Origin of the sequence: Gemmata obscuriglobus, from assembly GCF_008065095.1 — a bacterium.
GTDB classification, from domain to species: Bacteria; Planctomycetota; Planctomycetia; order Gemmatales; family Gemmataceae; genus Gemmata; species Gemmata obscuriglobus.
On sequence record NZ_CP042911.1, the window covers coordinates 3,555,210 to 3,575,566 of the forward strand.

Annotated in this window: 12 protein-coding genes and 1 pseudogene; 4 read left to right on the forward strand and 9 right to left on the reverse strand. The window is 67.7% G+C overall.

The window, feature by feature from the left end:
- Positions 1-129 precede the first annotated feature (129 nt).
- Together GobsT_RS14725 and GobsT_RS14730 are read left to right on the forward strand one after the other, a co-directional pair.
- Positions 130-2,040 (forward strand): serine/threonine-protein kinase, encoded by a 1,911-nt coding sequence (locus tag GobsT_RS14725; RefSeq protein ID WP_010036334.1) that lies wholly within the window; start codon positions 130-132, stop codon positions 2,038-2,040.
- Between the two features lie 661 nt (positions 2,041-2,701).
- Positions 2,702-4,702, forward strand: coding sequence for a class I SAM-dependent methyltransferase (locus tag GobsT_RS14730; protein ID WP_010036335.1), 2,001 nt, complete (start codon positions 2,702-2,704; stop codon positions 4,700-4,702).
- 436 nt (positions 4,703-5,138) lie between these two features.
- Here GobsT_RS14730 and GobsT_RS14735 read toward each other — a convergent pair whose 3' ends face one another.
- From GobsT_RS14735 to GobsT_RS14745, 3 genes are all read right to left on the reverse strand, one after another.
- Positions 5,139-6,452 (reverse strand): DUF1552 domain-containing protein, encoded by a 1,314-nt coding sequence (locus tag GobsT_RS14735; RefSeq protein ID WP_010036338.1) that lies wholly within the window; start codon positions 6,450-6,452, stop codon positions 5,139-5,141.
- 163 nt (positions 6,453-6,615) lie between these two features.
- A complete protein-coding gene (locus tag GobsT_RS14740) occupies positions 6,616-10,767 on the reverse strand; it encodes a DUF1592 domain-containing protein (RefSeq protein ID WP_010036340.1) in 4,152 nt (1,383 codons plus the stop codon).
- 394 nt (positions 10,768-11,161) lie between these two features.
- Entirely contained in the window at positions 11,162-11,626 is a 465-nt protein-coding gene (locus GobsT_RS14745; protein WP_010036342.1) for a GatB/YqeY domain-containing protein, read from the reverse strand.
- A 562-nt stretch (positions 11,627-12,188) separates the two neighbouring features.
- On the opposite strand from GobsT_RS14745, the gene GobsT_RS14750 reads away from it, so the two are divergent.
- Positions 12,189-12,524: an HPF/RaiA family ribosome-associated protein gene (locus tag GobsT_RS14750; RefSeq protein ID WP_010036344.1), complete on the forward strand. Its 336-nt coding sequence runs from the start codon at positions 12,189-12,191 to the stop codon at positions 12,522-12,524.
- A 9-nt stretch (positions 12,525-12,533) separates the two neighbouring features.
- On the opposite strand, the gene GobsT_RS14755 is transcribed toward GobsT_RS14750, so the two are convergent.
- Positions 12,534-13,955 (reverse strand): NAD(P)/FAD-dependent oxidoreductase, encoded by a 1,422-nt coding sequence (locus GobsT_RS14755; RefSeq protein WP_010036345.1) that lies wholly within the window; start codon positions 13,953-13,955, stop codon positions 12,534-12,536.
- A gap of 100 nt (positions 13,956-14,055) precedes the next feature.
- Here GobsT_RS14755 and GobsT_RS14760 point away from each other — a divergent pair, with 100 nt between their 5' ends.
- Positions 14,056-15,846, forward strand: coding sequence for a glycoside hydrolase family 15 protein (locus GobsT_RS14760; RefSeq protein ID WP_010036346.1), 1,791 nt, complete (start codon positions 14,056-14,058; stop codon positions 15,844-15,846).
- Here GobsT_RS14760 and GobsT_RS14765 read toward each other — a convergent pair.
- From GobsT_RS14765 to GobsT_RS14785, 5 genes and pseudogenes are all read right to left on the reverse strand, one after another.
- A complete protein-coding gene (locus tag GobsT_RS14765) occupies positions 15,788-16,336 on the reverse strand; it encodes a gluconokinase (protein WP_010036347.1) in 549 nt (182 codons plus the stop codon). The genes GobsT_RS14760 and GobsT_RS14765 overlap by 59 nt on opposite strands.
- A gap of 35 nt (positions 16,337-16,371) precedes the next feature.
- Positions 16,372-17,580 (reverse strand): annotated as a pseudogene (locus tag GobsT_RS14770) (cation:proton antiporter domain-containing protein); the annotation flags it as partial.
- Positions 17,581-18,141: 561 nt separating this feature from the next.
- The gene (locus GobsT_RS14775; protein ID WP_010036349.1) at positions 18,142-18,558 is read right to left on the reverse strand and encodes a hypothetical protein; all 417 of its coding nucleotides are present in this window, start codon (positions 18,556-18,558) and stop codon (positions 18,142-18,144) included.
- A 114-nt stretch (positions 18,559-18,672) separates the two neighbouring features.
- Positions 18,673-19,092: a hypothetical protein gene (locus tag GobsT_RS14780; protein ID WP_010036351.1), complete on the reverse strand. Its 420-nt coding sequence runs from the start codon at positions 19,090-19,092 to the stop codon at positions 18,673-18,675.
- A gap of 409 nt (positions 19,093-19,501) precedes the next feature.
- On the reverse strand, positions 19,502-20,254 hold the full coding sequence (locus GobsT_RS14785; RefSeq protein WP_010036356.1) for a hypothetical protein: 753 nt from the start codon (positions 20,252-20,254) through the stop codon (positions 19,502-19,504).
- Positions 20,255-20,357 lie beyond the last annotated feature (103 nt).

The following is a 20,357-nucleotide window of genomic DNA, read 5'->3' on the forward strand; positions in this document are numbered from 1 at the left end:
GGAAAACGAGTGCGGCCGGCGCCCGGCGTGGTAAACTGTCTCGTATCTCTTCACAAGGTGCTCGTCGGACGGGCAGATGACCCGAGGTGCGAGCCGCCGGCCCGGGGCTGCGGCCGTAAGGGACCGTTGATGAGTCACGAACACCACAGCGTTAATCAGCCGTGCCCGTCCCGGGCCGAACTGGCCGCGTTCCTCTGCGCCGAACTCCCGGCCCCGGAGATGGACGCGATCGGGGCTCACGTGTCGCGCTGCACGGGGTGCGAGGCGGCGATGCTGCGGATGGACGGCGCGACCAGCATCACCCTTCTAGGTGACGGCGGCCGGGAAAGCACCCCGCAGCTTAGCCGCTACTGGACGCCGAACCGAACCCGATCCGTCCCCGAACAACTGGGGCAGTACCGACTGGCCGAGCCGCTCGGACGCGGCGGGATGGGGACCGTGTACCGGGCCGAACACGTGCGGCTCAAGAAGCCGGTGGCGGTCAAGGTGCTGGACCCGCGGCTGGTGCGGGACGACCGCGCGGTCGCGCGGTTCCAGCGCGAGATGGAGATCGTCGGCGGCGTCGAGCACTCGAACTTGGTTCGGGCCACCGACGCGGGTGAAGCGGACGGGGTCCACTTCCTCGTGATGGAACTGATCGACGGGGTGACCTTTTCCGGGCTGTTGCACGCACGCGGGCCGCTGCCGGTGCCGGAGGCGTGCGAGCTGGTCCGGCAGGCCGCGCTCGGGCTCCAAGGCGCATACGAACACGGTCTGATCCATCGAGACATCAAGCCGTCCAACCTGATGCTGTCCGCGGCCGGGCAGGTCAAGGTGTTGGACCTCGGACTGGCGCGGCTCCGGGGCGCAGGCCCCGACGAACTGACGCGGGTCGGCGAGGTGATGGGAACGGCCGAGTACATGGCCCCGGAGCAGTGGACGCAGACCCATGCGGTCGACATCCGCGCGGACATTTACAGCCTCGGCTGCACCCTGTTCGCTCTGCTCACCGGTGAGGCGCCGTTTCCCGGTTCGGGACCGGACTCGTTTTTGCGCCTGATGTGCGCGCACCAGCAAGACCCGCCGCCCGCGATCACCGACCGCCGCCCGGACGCCCCGCCGGCGCTGCGCGGCCTCATGTTCCGGATGCTGGCCAAGAACCCCGACGACCGTCCGGCAACGCCCGGTGAAGTTGCGGCAGAACTGGCTGAACTGGCAGCCGGGGCCGACCTCGCCGCCCTCACGACGGCCGGCGCGGTGGCCGCGCCGAACGTTACTCCCGCGCGACTGCGTCGCCGTCCGGCCTACCCGGCCCACCTGCGGCGGTGGATCTTGGTCGCGGGGGTGTTTGCTGCCGTTGGGGCTGGCGTTGGCGCGTCCCTCTTGCGGGCTCCGGCTCGGACCCATTCGGTCTACACCGAACCGGTCCTAAAAGAGGACCCGGAAGGCCCTTACAAGTGGCGCAACCTGCTGACCAAGACGCCCGAAAAGCGGTTCTGGCAACCCTTGGACACCTCCCTCATCAACCTCAATACCGACAAGGAAGTGCTAACGGTGGTCTCTCCCAAGCCCGCGTTGCTGCGGTTGGGAACCATGAGTACACCCAATTACAAAATTCAGATCGCCTTGGGACAAACTCAGTGGACCGGGGGGTGCGGGGTGTACTTCGGGGGATACCTCGACGCCAAGAATGAATTCAATTATCACCTGATCGACTATCGCCACGTCCGGCAGGGACCCGATCGCCAGTACCAACTGATTCGATCCCACGGGGCTATTGTCCCGTGCGATCCGACGATGTGTATCGCCACGAACGGGATTGCCGGTAGTTACGTGCCCGGACCTGACTCCAAAGAACAGATTCTGGAGCTGACCGTGCAACCGCCCAACGTTCTCCAAGTACGTTGGAACGGGGTCGAGTGTCCGGAACTGATCAGTGACAGCGCGGCGAGACGGGTCGGGCAACTTTTTCCGACGCAGCCGGAACTCGTTGGCGAGTTCGGAATTTACTGCCATTCTACTATGTCGGTCTCGATCGCACGGTGCATCACTATACGGTGAGGTGAATATCTAACTATTCGGTGCGGTTTCAGTCGTATCAGTGAATTCTCTATTGGAATCAATCAATTTCTTGTGCTTAAATGTGGCGATTGCGGAACGCGGCAGCTTCGTGACAAGCCACCAAACGGGGGGAATTGTGCAGATCCAATGTCCGACAAGCGGACTTCACGTTGTCGTTTCCAGTTCCGGTTCGGGTTCCGGTTCCGCCTCGGGTGGGACCATCTGCGTCCGCGGTGTGCTCGTTGTGGGTGGTGACGATTGCGTGGAGTTGTCGAAGGTGGTTCGCGTTCGGATTCTGTCGGGGCACGTTCCGCCGCCGCCACTTCCGCCGGCCGACCCGTCGCAACCGGGAGATGTCAACGTTACACCGGTTGATAATAATTGGTGCGCGCACAACGTACCGGTGCCGGGATCGAGTCCCGATGGGGTTCCGCTGACCGCCGTTGCGTGGCTCTGGAACGGAGTGCAATGGCTCGCACCGTGCAGCGAGCCGTTCTACGCGGGCGGCACGGGCGCGGTCGACTGTTGCGCCGGGTGCCTGCCGGGAGGTGGAACAGGAGCGGCTGATCGGACGGTCGCGTTCGATGCGTGGCCGCCCCCGCCGCCCCCACTCCCCACGCTCTGATTACGCCGGTTGCCCTCTTTGTTGCCCGACCACCCGATGCTCACACTGCCCCATTTCGGCCTTTACGTCATTACCTGCCCCGGTCGCGAACGTGTTCTGGCCCAGACGCTCGCGGCGCTCGCCGCCAGCGACTGGCCCGGCCCGCCGGAGGTGCTGCGGCAACCGGCTGACTGGCCGGTCGGGTGGTCCAGCACGTCCCGGATGTACCGGTCCGCGCTTCAGCGAGCCTGGGACGACGGGTGCTGGTGGACCGTCCTCCTTGAAGACGATGTCCGCGTCGGTCGCTTCTTCTGGGAAAACCTGACCCGCTGGCACCCGATCACGACGGGCCAGCTTCAGTGGGGCAGCCTGTTCATTCCGGACACGATTCAGGACCCGTGGGCGCGGCGGTGCCCGGAACTCGGGTACCGGCTCGCCCGTCCGGCCCTGGCGAACGGCCCGAACGAGCGGTGGCAGAAGTCCCGGTTGTGGGGCTCACAGGCCTACGTGTTGAGCCGGGGCGCACTGGAGATCATGCTCGACCGCTGGGACCACCACACCGGCGGGCAGGACGCGCGAGCGCTCGGGGTCGCGAACGGGGCCGGTTGGCCGCTCTGGTACGCCGACCCGTGCCTGGTCGAGCACACGCCGCTCATGAGCGCGTTCGGTACGCCGCCGGTGTACGCGCCCGACTTCGATCCCGACTTCCGGTTACCGACTGCCGACAGCAGCACGTACCGACACCCGGAAGGGGTGCCGGGGTGGTTGACCTATGGCGAAGGCCGCGCCCTTTGGGATCTGGCCCGCGGGAAGCGGGTTCTCGAACTCGGCCGGTTCCGCGGTCGCAGCACCGTCGCTTTGGCGCAGTCGGCGCGCGAACTGGTGTCGGTCGATTCTCTTGACCCCGCGCCCGCGCTGGACTGGCTCCAGAGGTTCGGTGTGGCCGACCGGGTGTCTCTCATCCAAGGGCACTTCGCGGGTGTCGCGTCCGGGCGCGGGCCGTTCGAGATGGTGTTTCTGGACGGGGAGCACGACGCGGCGAACGTCCGTACCGGTCTTGAGGCCGCGCTGGCCGCGCTCGAACCGGGCGGCGTGCTGGCATGCCACGATTACCCGGACCCGGACTGGCCGGACGTGCGCAAGATCGTGGACGCGGTTGCGGCCGAGCGCGGGCTCGTGCGGTTCCGGCAAGCGGACTACGTGGCGGCGTTCCGGTACCCGGGGCCGGACGCGCAACGCGCACCCGAGCCGCTGATTCGGTACGAACGCGGTGCGGCAGACGAAACCGGCTCCGGCATCGTTCCCGGCACGCCCATACCCCGAACCGTGTGGGCGTACTGGGAAGGTCCGCTCCCGGGTTACATCGATCTCTGCCTACAAACGATCCGCAAGTACAACGCCCGGGTTGAAGTGCTGGACCGCGCCGGGTTCGACGCGCTGCACCGGAATGACCGCGACCTGCCCATCGACACGCTCCCGCTGGCACAAAAGGCGGACTTCATCCGCGCGTACCTCCTGAAGCACTACGGCGGTCTGTATGTGGACGCGGATTGCGTGGTACTACGGAACCTGGATTTCGTGTTCGATGCGGCGGACGCGGCCGGGTTCGTGGGCTACCGCGAACCGCTCGGTTACATGAGCAACAGCCTGATGGCGGCCGCGCCGGGCGGGGCCGTGATCGACAGCCATTACCGGCAGGTGTGCGACGCCATTCGGTCGCGCCGCCCGCTCGCGTGGCTCGATCTCGGCTCGGTGCCGCTGGAGCGGTCCGTTGCCGACCACCGCGGGCAGAGCCGGTTGCTCCCGACGGAACTCGTGATGCCGCTGTCGTGGCAGCACAGCGAGCGCCTGGCGGACCGCCGGTCGGACGAGGAGCATGAGGCGTCGTTTCGCGCGGAGGCCGTGTGCTACATGCTCTCGAACAACACGATCAAGAACCGCCCGGCCACGGTCGGCTTGGCGTCGCTGTCGCCCGCCGAACTCCTGGCCGATTCGTACTTCTTGTCGTTTCTCTTCCGCCGGGCCTTTGGGGACGCAACGGCGCGAGGGCCGCGGTAACGTCGTTCGCGAGCCGGCATTTATTCGGACGATGAGGTTACACACATCTGCCGACGCAGGCGGGTGTAACGCACAACCAACCGGGTTCCAGTCGTTTCCAGTTCGTGCAGCGTGGGTCCGGCCTTCGAGTGTGGTCCGCTCACTCCGTGAGCGGTCGGTCCGCGCGCCCCATTCGCTCCGCGGGTTTTCGGACCCGTCGTTTTGTGTGACGCGTATCCGATACCCGGAGCGACCGCCAGCGTGGGTCTGGTCTTCGAGTGTGGTCCGCTCACTCCGTGAGCGGTCGATCCGCGCGTCCCATTCGCTCCGCGGGTTTTCGGACCCGTCGTTTTGTGTGACGCGTATCCGATACCCGGAGCGGCCGCTCACGGAGTGAGCGGACCACACTGGAAGGCCCGGACGCGGGTGCGCCGCGCGATCTGGAAACGCCTCGTGCTCAAATTTCCGCGAGCGGTTCTTTGGAGTCGCCGAACTCGTTCAGCCGCACGCCCGCTTTCTCCATCAGCGCGAGGTACAAGCTGCACATCTTCCGGTTCGGTTTCCCGAGGTAGTCGAGGACGCGGCCCGTCTTGATCCGCCCGCCCCCGCGTCCGACCATCACCACCGGTAACTGGTCGTTGTTGTGGTTGCCCGTCATCATGCTCGAACAAAACAGGATCATGCTGTTGTCGAGGAGCGTCCGCTCGCCCTCCTGGACCGCGTCGAGTTTTCTGGCGATGTACGCAACCTGCTCGGTGAAGAACTGGTTGACCTTGAGCCAGTCGGCGCCGTCGGTGTGCGACAGGAGGTGGTGGATCATGTAGTCCACCTTCAGGTGCGGGAACCGCAGCGACGAGTGGTCGTTGTTCAGCTTCAGGGTGCAGACGCGGGTGGTGTCGGTCCGGAACGCCAGCACCAGGATGTCGCACATGAGCCGCATGTGCTGGTCGATGTCTTGGGGGATGCCGTCGGGCGGGCGCTTCATGTCCGGCTTGTCGAGCGTGGGGCGCCAGCCCTGGAGCCGCCCGCCCTTACCGGCCTGTTCGATCCGCTGTTCCACCTCGCGCACGGACGACAGGTACTCGTCCAGCCGCCGCCGGTCGGCGGTGCTCACCTTGTTCTTGTAGCTGGTGGCGTCCTCGCGCACGGCGTCGAGCACGCTCTTATCGGCCCTGCCGACCTCGTCCCGAAACAGCCGGTCGAACGCCAGCGCCGGGTACAGCTCCAGCGGGGTCGGCGTGGTGGCCGAACTCCACGAAATGTGGGAGCTGTAAATCATCGAGTAGTTCTTGTGGATCGCCGCAATCGACGGCTCGGTGCCCAGCACCAGGCTCGGCACCTTCGTCGCGCCCTTGGTTTTCTCGGCGATCACCTGGTCGCAACTGATCCCGGACCGGATCTCGCCGTCGGGCGCCAGATGCGCGCCGGTCAGCAGGTTGCCCGTCTGACAACTGTGGATGCCGCCGATCAGTGCCTCTTGGTTGTAGAGGCCGCGGAGGAACAGGAGCTTTTCGCGGTGGGGCTTGAGCGGGTCGAGCACCTTGCCCAGTTCCAGTTGCTTACCTTCTCCCCTGGCCCACCACTCCTTCGAGTGGAACCCGTTGCCAGAGAACAGTGCGGCGAACCGCACCGGCGCCTCGGACGCCGAATTCTTCGGCTTGTCGTCGCCCCAGACCGGCACCGACTCCAGCCACGGTAGCGCCATCGACACCCCGACCCCGCGCAGGAACGTACGGCGTGAAAGGGGGTGTGTCTTTTCGGGGGTGCTCATTGAATCGGGTCCTCGTCCGGGCGTCTGGGGAGGGGCTGTTTGCGGCGGGGGGCGAGTTTGGTGCCGGCGCGGCTCTTGAAGGTCGGTTCGAGTCGGAGCGGCTGCTTATTACCATCTGGCGGTCGTTCTGGTAGCTCGGAGCGGCGGTAACGCGATCCGTGGCTCATTCTCCGAATTCGCTGCCGCGCACCGTGCGGAACTGCGGGCTCCGCACGATCGCCTGTACTGCGGCCGTCACCCGGCCGTCGTTTTTCGCCAATGCGAGAACCATCTCGTCGATCAGTGCTGTATCGGAGAGCGTCACGGAGCGCCCTAAAGCGTACCCGAGGAGCCGCTTGCAAAACAGTCGCACGACCACATCTTTTTTGTTCGCGAGCAGGTAGCTCCGTAACCCGTTGATGCCTTCGAACTCGGTGCCGTCCTTCAGCTTCGCCCGGGTGTCGATTGGCAAGCCGCCCAGATCCTTCTCGCGCAGCCGGCCGATGGGGTCGTACCCCTCGAACGCGAACCCGAACGGGTCGATCCGGACGTGGCACACGGCGCACTCGGGCGCCTTCGCGTGCGCCTCAACGAGTTGCCGCACCGACAGCTTGTTCGCCCCTTCCACCTCCGGCAGTTGCGGGACGTTGGCGGGCGGGCGCGGGAGCTTTTCACCCAGCAGGGCCTCGACCACCCAGTTGCCGCGCAGCACCGGGCTGGTGCGCGACGCCCCGGATTCTCTCGTCTGCACGCTGGCGAGCCCGAGGACGCCGCCCCGGCCGTACTTCCGCACGCCGTCTACCTTGCTCCACTGCGGACCCGTAACGCCGGGCACGCCGTAGTGCTTCGCGAGCAGTTCGTTCAAATAGGTGTGATCCGCATCGAGTACCGATGCGACCGTGCGGTCGTTCTGGAAGAGGTCGAGGAAGAACAGGATCGACTCTTCGTACATCGCCGCCCGCAACTCGGGTGTGAAGGTCGGGAACAGCTTCTCGTTCTTCTCGTTGTGCTCGTCGAACCCGCGGACGTGGAGCCACTGCGTGCCGAACTCGATCGCCAGCGCGCGGGTCCGGGCGTCCTCCAGCATCCGTCGCACTTGGCCCGCCAGCACCTGCGGGTCGCGCAACCGGCCCTGGGCCGCGAGGCGACGAAGTTCGGCGTCGGGCTGCGACGCCCAGAGGAAATAGCTGAGCCGGGTGGCGAGTTCCCAGTCGGTGACGGCGGCGGGCTCTTTGCCCTTCGGGGCCTGCTCGATGCGGAACAGGAACCCGGGCGCGACCAGCACCCGCGACACCACCCCGCGGAGCGCCTCTTCGTGCCCCGCGCCCTTGCCCCGGATCGTCTCGTACAGCGCCAGCAGTTCGGCCTTCTCCTTCTCTTCGAGTGGCCGCCGGTACGCACGCGCCGCGAACTCCAAAAGCGCGGCGAGCTGTTTCGGGGCGGCGGCCGCCTCTTCTGCCAGGAACTCGTCGGCGTGTCGCTTGAACAGCGGCTTGCGGTCGATGAAGAACTGCTGGAGCGCCTTTGGCGTGTCCTGGGTGGTGTACCCCATGAACTGCGGCAGGTAGTCGTGTTCCGCGACCGGCTGGCGGCTCACGAACCGCTGGGCCGCCCACATCCGATCGAGGCGGCGCGTCTGATCGTCCGAGAGGAACAGCCGCGCGAGCGGTTCGTCCTCGCGGTGGAACATCTTCAGCGTGACGACCTCGTCCGTCGGTACCACCTGCGGGAAGCACAGGTACAGCGGGAACACCGCGCGAAACGCGGCGTGGCCGTCAACGAGTTTCTTGTACGCCGACCCGTTCGGTGAGCCGAGCAGTGGACCTTCCCGCCGCGCGTGCGGCCCCGGACGTGCGGTCCCGGCGTGGACCCGCACGAGCCGTTCGGCGGCACCGGTTTCGAGCTTCGCGTCAACGACGAACTCGCGGCCGACCAGCAGCGCGGCCGGCAACCGGATCTCGATCGCCTCATTGGCTTTTGCGACGATCCGGTCCTCGGTGAAGCGTGCCGCTGGCAGCCCGAACACGGTTCCCTTCAGGCGCGGCCGTGTCAGCTTCGCCACATCGACGCCGGCGAACAAAGGGCCGTCGGGGCTCACGAGCCGGTCGTAGAGTGCGCGATCCGGGCTCTTCTCATCTGTCGGTCGTGGGCCGCTGAGCAGCGTTGCCACGTCTTGCGCGAGCGCGGCGGCGTCGGTCTTGCGCGAGGGGGCTGTGACGGTCGCTTTCCAGCGCCCGAGTACCGAGTCGGGCGGGACCGTCGGCGCGGGGGCGCCGGCCTTCTTCGCCGGTCCGCGCGCGAAGTTCCAGGTGCCGGAGTTGCCATACTTGTCGGCGTGCGGGTTGCCCGCCTGAACGCTCGCGGCCACGTCCGCGGCCAGATCCCACACGCGGTTCGGTTTCTCCGACTCGGTGATCGTGAGCCACACCTCCGTCATGTCGCAGGTGTGTTCGGCGTTGCGGGGATCGACCGCAAGAACCACAACGTCGCCCCGCTCGACTTTTGCCGAAAACGCGGGCGGTTTGGCCTCTTGGCCGAGGTCGACGGTCCCTTCACCCAGGCGCGCGGCCCCCGCGCCGCGGTTGTGATCGAGCCACCAGCTCACGCCGTTCCCGCACGCCGGGTGCGCGTGAGCGACGCGGGCGCGAATCGTCACGTTCCCGCTGATCGGGCTGTTCCACGCAACCGCAACGAACTCCTGCGGGGTCGGGTGCACGGCGACCGTCCGCGCCGAGACGCGACCCGGAATCTGCTCGGATTTGTCGGACGAGTTCGCGATCACGATCGGTAGGTCGGTGCCCTTTTTCTTCCAACCGCTGATCGCCGGGCGTTCCGGTGTGGGGCCGGTCTTGTCGTCGAGTGGCGTGAGCGCGATCGCCGGCCGCGTTGCTTCGCCCGTTCGGGGCGACGGCAGTTGCAGCACCTGCACCCACTGCTTGAGGAAAGCGGGATCGAGGGCCTCGCGTTTGGCGAGGTCGTCGGGCGACACCTTCGTGTCGCGGGCCAGTTCTGCCGCCGCAGACAGGTACTTCGTACTGTCGGCAAACACCGATGGGTAATCGATCTCGAACGCGGCGCCGAAGGCGGCGTAGTCGAGGAGGAGGAGCGGTTGCTTCCCGGGTGCCTCGAACCGCGGTCGCGACCACGCGACCGGCCCGCCGGGGCCGTCCTCGGTTGAGGTAAGGTGGAGGACGACTTCCGATTGACCCGGGGCCGGCTTCACTGCGACGCGGAGCGGTACGGTGGCGAGGGCCGGCGGATCGACCGGCACCTGCCGGGTCGTACTTTCGGTGTAGCTGCTCCCGTCCGGCGCGCCCCAACTCGCCTGGATGTAGTTCCCGACTTTCACCGTCCGCCACAGCGCGGACTGCCACGCCGCTACCTGAGCGGTGAGTGCGGGCACGTCCGCTTCGGTTGCGGTGCGCCACTGTGACCGGATCGTGTCGAGCGGCTGGGAGGACGTTTTGTCGGTGAGCGCGGACCAGAGAACGCGCAGGTACTTCGCGTTCAGTTTCTCCTTCGCTGCGACTTCCTCGAACTTGCCTGCGCCGAGTGCGTCACGGTTCCGAACCGTTGCGAGCAGGTAGGGCTGCACCGGCAGTTTGCCGTCCGCGGGCGCCAGTGTCGCGTAGACCTTGCGCAGTTCGGCGGTCCCTTCGTCGGTCCAGTCGCGGCGCGTTTTGGCGGGGGAGAACCGGAACCCGTCGGGCAGCAGCACGAGGTGCTCGGCGATCTCCTTCGACGCGTTCAGGTACTTGGTGAGCAGCGCCGGCGAGACGTCGGTGAGCGCCTCCGCGGCGTTGGTGAACCCCTCGCCCGCGGCGCCGTCCGCGGGGAACTCGCGTGCGGGCCGGAGGTCCACGCCCGTAAGGTCGCGGACGGTGTAGTTGTACTCCGCGTTGCTCAAGCGCCGGAGCGGAACGTACCCCGGGTCGCCGGTGCGGGCCTTCGCCTCCGCGTCGAGAAACCCGCGCACCCACCCGAGCAGTTGCTTCTTCTCCGCGTTGGTGGGTTGCGGTTTCTCTTTCGGTGGCATCTCGCCCGCTTCGACCTGCTCGATGACCCCCTGCCACACTTTCGCGTCCTTGCGGACGTCGTCGGCGCTGGCGAAGCGTTCGAGATCGAGGCTCCCCTTCTTGTCCTTCGCGGAGTGACAGTTCAGGCAGTATTTGGCGAGCAGTGGGCGAACCGCGGCGTAGTCGGCCAACTTCGGTTCCGCCGGCGTCCCCGCGGTTCCGGCCGGTTGGGACTCGCGTGCGAAGGCCGACACCAGTGCCGCTACCAGTGCCACACCGAGCGCACCGGCCAATCGGGTGCGGAACACGCGTGCTGCCATCACTCACTCCCGTGACATTCGATATCGGCGTGTCGGATACTGGATGCGGTTACCGGTGCGGCCCTGATCGGCTGCACGGACGGCCGCAATGCGGGTGGGGCTTGTAACCCGCGCGAACGAATGCGCTCGCGCGGCGGCGGTCTGTTGACACTAAGCTACCTGGAGACGGCGCTGAGTGCGAGCGACATTTTGTCCCGCGGCTTCGACACGTACTTCTACCGGGCGCGTGGGCACGGACGTTGACTGAGGTGTGGGCCTGGGGCCGCTCGGCGGGGGATCTGGCAGGGGACCGGTCCGCATCCCGTGGATGATCCGGACCGGCGCTCGGGTTTGGTTGTGTGCGCACCGTCGGCGTGCGGAAACGACGGATACGTTCTCCGTCAGCCGCCGGGCATCACGCCCTTACGGCCGCAACGACCGCCTTCACGTCGTCCGGGTTCGCCGTTGCCCCCTGAGCCTTGAGAGCCTTCATCGCAACGCCCAGGGCCTGCCCCTCGTTCTTGGCCGCCCGTAGGTCATCCCGTATCGAGACGAGGGCGGCGGCGATCGCCTCCTGCCCCCACGCCTTGGGGAGCAACGATTCGAGCAGGGCAAGTTCGGCTTCCCTCTGGGTCGTGTCCCGGCCGGCGTTTTTAGCCAGCGGAATCGTCTCCTTCAGCCCCGTCACCGTCTTCCGGACGACGCCGAGGACGACCTCATCGGTGGCCTCCACCTTGCGGCGCACGGCCTCGGCCTGGGCCTCGCCCAGAACGGTCCGCAAGGCGTCGCGGGTCAGCGCGTCACCGCTTTTGACGGCGGCGGTGACCCGGGCTTTGAGTTCGTCATGCAGGCTCACGTCCGTCTCCTGTTCTTCGGGCACACAACTCGTCCGACACGCACCACGGGAACGGAGCGACGCACGCTGAAGCGGGTTCGGGGGCCAGTCTCGCCCGTGTCGCCTCGAACGAACTGGTCCAATGGTCCCGCTCCGTCCATCGCCCGCATCAAATGTTGTAACGCGGCGGGCGTTTGCCGCAACAACCGCGAGGCCGCGCCCGCGCTCCGTTCCACTCGTTTATTTCGGTGTCGGACCCGACTCGCCATGACCCCGGGCGGGGGTGTTGAACTCTCGAAGGTGGGACCTGCCCACCTCCTGCAGATGACAGTTTACGGCGACGAAGACTCGCCCCCAACGTTTCGCTCGCCGGGTCGATCATTCGTCGTTCGGCTCGCCGCACTAAATCCAGTCGTTTCAAGCTCCCACCCCCCAGTTCCAAGTTCATTCTGCGGCGGTGAGCTGTAGGCACGACTTCAACGTGCGGAAGAACGCTCCGTTCCTGTTCGCACTGCCGCTCCTCCGCTGAGGCCGGTCCGCACCAACGGCACGGGGTTCGCGACAGGCGGCGGCGGACAACCTTGCTTCATCGCCCCGGAGAACTGCAATGCGCGTGGAAATCAGCACCGACACCCGCACCACCGTGGACACTGCGGCCGTGACCGCTGAGATCGAGAACGGGCTCTCCCGCTTCCGGGACCGCCTCACCACGGTTGAAGTCCACTTGAGCGACGTGAACGGACCGAAGGGCGGTCCCGATTGCCGGTGCGCCCTGGAAGCGCGGGCCGCTGGGCGGCAACCGGTGGCGGTCACCAACGAGGCCGGTGCGCCGGAGGATGCGGTCGCCGGTGCGGTCGACAAGATGGGGCGGGTGCTGGACTCCGCCTTCGGGCGGCTCGACGGCGTGAAGGGAAACACGTCGGCGAGCGGGCTCCCGACCTGACGTCCGCGCTCACCCGGTCGCGCCCGGTCGCCCAGAAGTTGCTCCCGCTTGAGCTTCCCCGTCGGCGTTTTCCGCGGGGAGAGCCCCGTCGGCCGTCTGACACGTTCGGTCGGTCCTCCGCGCGTCGTGCCGGGCGTCCGTGCTGACGCTCGTCAGCTCCCCGGTGATGAGCCGCGCGGCCCGGTTCCGGCTGACGTAGTTCCACGCCCACTGGACGAGGACCAGCACGCGGTTCTCGAACCGGGCCAGGTACAGGATGTGGACGAACAGCCACGTCAGCCACGCCGGCTTCCCGCCGAACCGCACCCACCCGAGGTCGACCACCGCCTGCGACCGGCTGACCGTCGCCATGCTCCCCTTGTCCCGGTAGCGGAACGCGCCCGGGGGCGGCAGTGCCCGCGCCCGCCGGTCGATCGCGTCGGCGACGTACCGCCCCTGTTGCATGGCCACCGGGGCCACCCCGGGCAGCGGCTTCCCGTCCTCCCCGCGGAACGTCGCACAATCGCCGATCACAAACAGCCACGGGTGGCCAGAAACTGTGCAGTCGGCGGCCACGGAGAGGTGCCCGGACGAGTCGGCCTCCACCCCGAGCCGGGCCGCCAGCCGGCTGAGCAGCGGCGACGCCTTCACCCCGGCCGCCCAGATCACCGTTTCCGTATCGATCCGCCGGGTCGAGCCGTCGGGCTTGGCGGTGACGACCACGTGGTCCGGGGCGACGGCCGTCACCCGGCTGTCGTTGATCACCTCGATCCCGAGCCGGTCCAGCGCCGCCGCCGCCTTCCGCGACAGGTCCTCGTGGAACCCGGCCAGCACCCGCGGCTGGCTCTCGACCACGACCACCCGGGCGTCGGCCGGGTCGAAGAACCGGAAGTCCCGGCGGAGCGTGTGGCGCGCCAGCTCCCGCACCGACCCGGCCATCTCCACCCCGGTCGGGCCGCCGCCGACGACCACGAACGTGAGCAGCCGCTTGCGGGCCTCGGGGGGCGCCCGCTCGGCCCGCTCGAACGCCGACAACAACTTGCGGCGGATCTCGGTCGCGTCCTCGACCGTCTTCAGCCCGGGGGCAATCGGCTCCCAGTCGGCGTCGTGGCCGAAGTAGTGGTGGGTCGCACCGGCCGCCACCACCAGCGTGTCGAACGGCACCCGGTCCCCGTCGGCCAGCACCACCGCGCGGGCGGCCGGGTCGATGTCGCTCACCTCGCCGAGCAGCACGACCGCGTTCCGCTGCCGACCGAGCACGCCGCGGAGCGGGGCGGCGATGTTGGCGGCGGACAGCGCGCCGGTGGCCACCTGGTACAGGAGCGGCTGAAACAGGTGAAAGTTCCGCCGGTCGATGAGGGTGACATCGACCGGGCTGCGGCGGAGCCCCTGGGCGCAGTACAGCCCTGCGAACCCGCCGCCGACGATCACCACTTTGTTCCGGTGTGCCACGTGAGCCTCCTCCAGTGTTGGGTCAGCTCCCACCGAAAGCACCTCGCGCGCCGGCCTGGCGTTTGCTTCGAGCCGCCACACGCCACCACAAGGAGGTCGCATGACGACTCACCGGATCGAAGATTACGCGCTCATCGGCGACTGCCACACCGCCGCCCTGGTCGGGCGGGACGGGTCGCTCGACTGGCTCTGCCTCCCGCGGTTCGACTCTCCGGCCTGCTTCGCCGCGCTGCTCGGGACCGCCGACCACGGCCGGTGGACGGTCGCGCCGGCCGAGGACGTGATGCGGGTGAGTCGGACCTACCGCGGCGACTCGCTGGTGCTGGAGACGACGTTCACGACCCCCGGCGGCGAGGTGACGGTGGTCGACTGCATGCCCGTCCGCACCGCTCAGCCGGACGTGGTGCGGCTGGTGATCGGGCGGCGGGGGGTGGTGCGGATGCGGACCCACTTCGCCCCCCGGCTCGACTACGGCAGCCTGGCCCCGTGGGTGCGCCCCGAGGGCGGCGGGGTGGTCGCCGTCGGCGGCCCGGAAGCGCTGCACCTGCGCGCCCCGGTCCCGCTGCGGATCGACGGGTGGGCCGCGGCGGCCGAGTTCGAGGTGCGGGCCGGTGAGGAGGTGCCGTTCGTCCTGACGTGGCACCCGTCGCACACGCCGCTGCACCCGCCGATCGACGCCCGGGCGGCCGTGAACGGGACGGCGGCGTGGTGGCAGGCGTGGGCCGACCGCTGCACCTACGAGGGCGAGTACCGCGACGCCGTGGTCCGCTCGCTGGTGACGCTCAAGGCCCTGACCTACGCCCCGACCGGCGGGATCGTCGCTGCGCCCACCACGTCCCTGCCGGAGCACATCGGTGGGGTGCGGAACTGGGACTACCGGTACTGCTGGCTGCGGGACGCCACGTTCACCCTCGCCGCCCTCCTCCAGAGCGGGTACGCGGACGAGGCGAAGGCGTGGCGGGAGTGGCTGCTGCGGGCCGTCGCGGGCAAGGGCGCGGACCTGCGCATCATGTACGGGGTGGGCGGCGAGCGGCGGCTGCCGGAGACGGAACTGCCGTGGCTGCCGGGGTACGAGGGGTCCCAACCGGTGCGGGTCGGGAACGGGGCCTACGACCAGTTCCAGCTCGACGTGTTCGGGGAGACGCTCGACTGCCTGCACCTGGCCCGGCACTACGGGCTGTCGGCCGCGGCCGACGACTGGCGGGTCGAGCGGGAGCTGCTCGGGCGGCTGGAAGACGTTTGGCGGGAGCCGGACGAGGGCATCTGGGAGGTGCGGGGGCCGGCCCGGCACTTCACCCACTCGAAGGTGATGGCGTGGGTGGCGTTCGACCGGGCGGTCAAGGACGTCGAGCGGTTCGGGCTGGGCGGCCCCGTGGACCGCTGGCGGGCGCTGCGGGACGGGCTGCACGCGGAGGTGTGCGCCCGCGGGTTCAGCCGGGAGCGGAACGCGTTCACCCAGTTCTACGGGAGCACCGAGGTCGATGCCGCGGTGCTGGTCATGGCCGAGGTCGGGTTCCTGCCGCCGACCGACCCGCGCCTGGTCGGCACCGTCGCGGCCGTCGAGAGCGATCTGGTCCGCGACGGTTTCGTGGACCGGTACCGCACCGAGAGCGGGGTGGACGGACTGCCCAAGGGTGAGGGGGCGTTCCTCCTGTGTACCTTCTGGCTGGCCGACAACTACGCCCTCATGGGCCGGACGGAGGACGCCCGGCGCGTACTGGAGCGGGTGCTGGCGGTGCGCAACGACGTGGGGCTGTTGGCCGAGGAGTACGACCCGGTCGCCCGCCGCCAGCTCGGCAACTTCCCGCAGGCGTTCTCGCACCTGGGGCTGGTCAACACGGCCCGCAACCTGACCCAGCGGGAGAAGCCGGCACAGGTGCGGACGGCGTAGCTGGCGCCCCCAGCTTGGCCCGGATGTCGGCCGCGATCCGGTCCGGGGGCGGGGCGGCGTCCACCGTCACCTCCCCGACCGGCGGCTCCATCGCTTCGAGCTGGCTCCGCAGCATGTTGGCACCCATGAAGTGCCCCTTCCGGCTCTCCAGCCGCTCGCGGAAGAGGGCCTCCGACCCGTGCAGGTACACGTACCGGACGCACGCCGGGTCGTCGCGCTCGAGATAATCCCGGTACTCGTGCTTCAGCGCCGAGCACGCCACCACGATGTTCTCGTCGGTCGCGCACGCCGCGTCGATCCGCTGCCGCAGGGCCTTCAGCCACGGCCTCCGGTCGGCGTCGGTGAGCGGGGTGCCGCCCGCCATTTTCGCGACGTTCTCCGGCGGGTGGTAGTCGTCCCCCTCGACGAACTTCCACCCCAGGTCGGCGGCCAACTGCTTCCCGACCGTCGTCTTGCCCGAGCCGGAAACGCCCATCAGTACGATCACCATGTGGACCTCCGTCAGTGCGCCGCTGTGGCCACCAAATCGCGCTCCGCCGGCTCACCCGCCCGCTCACGCGACCACCGATCGGCCAGGAAGAACGCGACCGGGTTGAGGGTGATGGACAGCAGCGCCCCGGCCACGATCAGGCTCTGCCCTTCGGGCGGGAGCAGCTCCAGGGCGATCCCCAGCCCGGCCAGGATGAACGAGAACTCGCCGATCTGGGCCAGCGCCGCCGAGACGCTCAGCGCGGTCTGCCGCGCTCCGCCGAGCCCCAGCACGATGCCGACCGCCGCCAGCGACTTGCCGACGACGATGATGCCGAGCACGGCCAGCACCCGGAGCGGCTGCTCGACCAGCACCCGCGGGTCGAACAGCATGCCGACGGACACGAAGAACAGCACCGCGAACACGTCCTCCAGCGGCTGCAACTTGTCCACCGCCTTGTGCCCGACTTCCGAGGCGTTCAGCACCATCCCGGCGAAGAACGCGCCGAGCGCGAACGACACCCCGAACACTTCCGTCGCGGCGTATGCGATGCCGACCGACTGGGCGACCACCGCCAAGGTGAACAGTTCCCGCGACCCGATCGCTTCGACCTTCCTCAGCAGCCACGGGAACAGGCGGGTGCCGACGACGAGCATGAGGGCGACGAACGCCGCCACCTTGCCCAGCGCGAGCCCCAGCGTGGCCCACAGGTTCGACCCGTCCGCCGCCGCCTTCCCGCCGAGCGGCCCGGCCAGGGCGGGGAGCAGAACGAGAGCCAGGACGATGACCAGGTCCTCGACGATCAGCCACCCGATCGCGATGCGGCCGTCGCCCGTGTCCAGCCGGTTCCGGGCTTCGAGCGCCTTGAGCAGGACGACCGTGCTCGCGACCGACAGTGCGAGGCCGAACACAACGCCGGCCCCGAGGGACCAGCCCCAAAAGTACGAGACGCCCACGCCCATGCCGGTGGCGGCGGCGATCTGCACGATCGCCCCGGGCAGCGCCAGCTTGCGGACGGCCCACAGGTCGTGGATGGAGAAGTGCATCCCGACCCCGAACATGAGCAGGATGACCCCAATCTCGGCGAGTTCGTGGGCGATCTTCGCGTCGCCCACGAACCCGGGAGTGAACGGGCCGACGGCGACGCCGGCGAGCAGATACCCGACGAGCGCGGGGAGTCGGAGCCGAACGGCGACGCACCCGAGCGCGAACGCGAGGGTGAGGCCGACGGCGATCAGGGCGATGAGGGACGTTTCGTGCGGCATAACGGTCCTAACGGTGCGGTCAGCGTGTCCATCTCGCCAATGGCGGGGGCGCAAAGTGGGGCCGGGCTACGAATCGGCTTCGCCCAGCACCTGATGTGCACCACACCGGACGCCGCAAGGCGTGGGCGTGCGGAACAGCAGCACGAAAGAAGCCGGTGCCGGCACGAACACCCCTGCCGGAAAGTGCCGGAGCGAGATCGGCTGACGACGAGAAGCACATGCCATGCCCGCAGAGCTGTTCTGGTCCGACGGCAGCGCGGTGACTGGGTAGCGAGGCTCAAGGCTGAAGTGAGGTGTTCAACTTCTGGCAGCGCGTGCGGAAGTTGAACACGGCTGCCGTCTCGGCAGGTGACCAACGCGCACAGCACTGTAGTATAGTCAAGTTTAGATCGGTCGTTTTGTCGTGCGGTAATTGATGGTGGGGAGTGGACTCGTACCGAAACGACATGCCGGGGGTGGGCGATGACACACCGCCCGTGAGCGGGCGGTGTGAGGTGAACTCGTTCACTCCGACGGCGGCCGCATTCTTCAAGATCGCCGGGCCGCGCAACCTGATCGCGGTCACCCCTTGTTCTTCGCTTCGGGCACGACGGTCGGCAGTTGGTGTTGGGGCAGGTCCTCGGACTCGATCTTGATGCCGGTGACCGGGTGCACCTTGCCCTGCTTGTCCTTCCACCCGATCAACCGCAACCGCGTCCCGCTCACCTTCTCGGCCACGAACCCGTTGTTCTCCCAGCCAACGACCGCCGCCTCCACGCCGCTCGAACGGTAGTTGCCATGACTGACCGAGTACTGGCCCGGCTTATTAAAGCCATCAACGGTGACCTTGTAGCTGATGGTGCACCGCCCGTCCTCCGGCGGCCCGCAGAGGTCGATGACCACGCCCACCCGCTTGGGCGGCTTCGGGTCGTCGGCGGGGAGGTGGTGAGCCAAGAACGCGGCAAGTGCCACCGTAAGGATCAACTGTATCGCCCGCATGGACATCCTCCGTCGGCGACCGCCGGCCCAAACCACGAGGGTCTGGCCAGCGGCGGTCAGGTCAAGGAACGTTACTACGCCTGCAAATTGAGGCGGACGGTTGCCGCCGCGGGGTCAGCCCATGTTCTTGGCGTCGGGAACGACTTTGGGGAGTTGCTCGGCCGGCAGGTCCTTGGACTCGATCTTGATACCGGTGACCGGGTACACCTTGCCCTGCTTGTCCTTCCGCCCGATCAACCGGATGCGGGTGTCGCCCGCCTTTTCCACCACGTAGCCGGCGGTCTGCCAGCCGTCCATGGCCGCCGCGACCTTCGTCGGGTTGTACCCTCCGCCGTAGCAGATCGGGCAGACATCCGTTTGTAGTCCCCCCCCGAAGGTGATGGTGAAGGTGATGGTGAAGTTCCCGCCCTCGGGCGGGTTCGGCGGCCCGCGCAGGTCGAGGACCACACCCGAGGGCTTGGGGTCGTCGGCGTGCACCGCGGTGGTGACGCCGAGCGCGAACAGCAGCAAAAAAGGAATCGTGAGGGTTCGCATTGTCGAAAACTCCTGCGGTTGGAAGGCCGTGCGTCAGAGTCGGGCAACTCAAACGCCGATGGCCCACGGCGACCGCTGCCCGCACCTGTGACGGTGAACGGGAAGCGGCAGCGACGACCAGCAACTCGCCTCTGCCCGGTCGAAAGTGTCGAAGCTGACTCAGCACACGGCCGTGGCTGTTAGTAACGTTTGATAACGAGCCGCGACCGCCAGGGTAATGGCACTCGTTTTCCCTGTTTACCTGGTCGCCTGTGCGCTGAATTTGGATAACCTGAGCAAACTTTCCGACGCAAAGCCGAATTCAGACTTCCCGAATTCAGCGCACAAGTGAACACTAAAAACCGAAAACGAGTGCCATTACCCTGGCGGTCGCGGCTCGTCGAAACGCGCAGTGCAACCACGGCCGTCTTTAGTTGGCCGTCCCGGTTGGGAAGTTGCGGTCCGATTTACCGGTTGCCCCGTAATGTCCGGAAACGTGGGGTAGGTAGAAGATGGCGCCAGGGGCTGCTGAGTGACGGACAGACGCACGTCGCTGATTCGCGTCACCCTTACCCCAGACGGTTACCACACCTGTGCCGGCGTCCACATCGATGCCGAGGCTCTTCAGTTCGTCCTTGACCCGCTCGGCGGCCTTGATGCCGTTGACATTTAGCTCTGCCTGTGTGAAGTTGATGAGGACCGAAGTTATGGTGTCATCGTCAAGGAGAACTCGAACGTTGACCTGCGGCGGTATGACTTCCAGACCAGTAAAATCGATCTTCACATACGGTTTGTTGGCCGCGGCGAGCACTGGACTCGTGAACTGCGTGCCGGCCGCATCGACGCCGGTGGCCGCGCCACCGCTCAGCAGCAGTTGCTGGTACGCTCCGGAGGCCGCGGGCAGGTCAAACGCTGCCGATAACCCCACGAACAGGCCGTTCTGGTACTCGGCCATTGGCGTCGTCACGGCGTTTGCGCTCGTCAGGTAAGTGCCCTGGAACGTGAGCGTCAGATCGGACACCGGGAGCGATTGGGATGACAGCGCCGGGTTAACGCCCGATGGATCGGTGAACTCGCCGACGCCCGTCTCGCCGGGCAGGTCGAACGTGAAGACCGCGGGCACGTCGCGGACCTCGAATCGCTCCAGCGCCGGCCGGAAGCGGCTCGCGCCGTTCGTATTCACTGACACTTGGTCGCGTGGGGGAATGATGCCCCGAGGACACGGCGCAGGGTTGCCGCAACTCGCGAACGGATCATGGACGAAACTCCCCTGGATTTGCCGAACG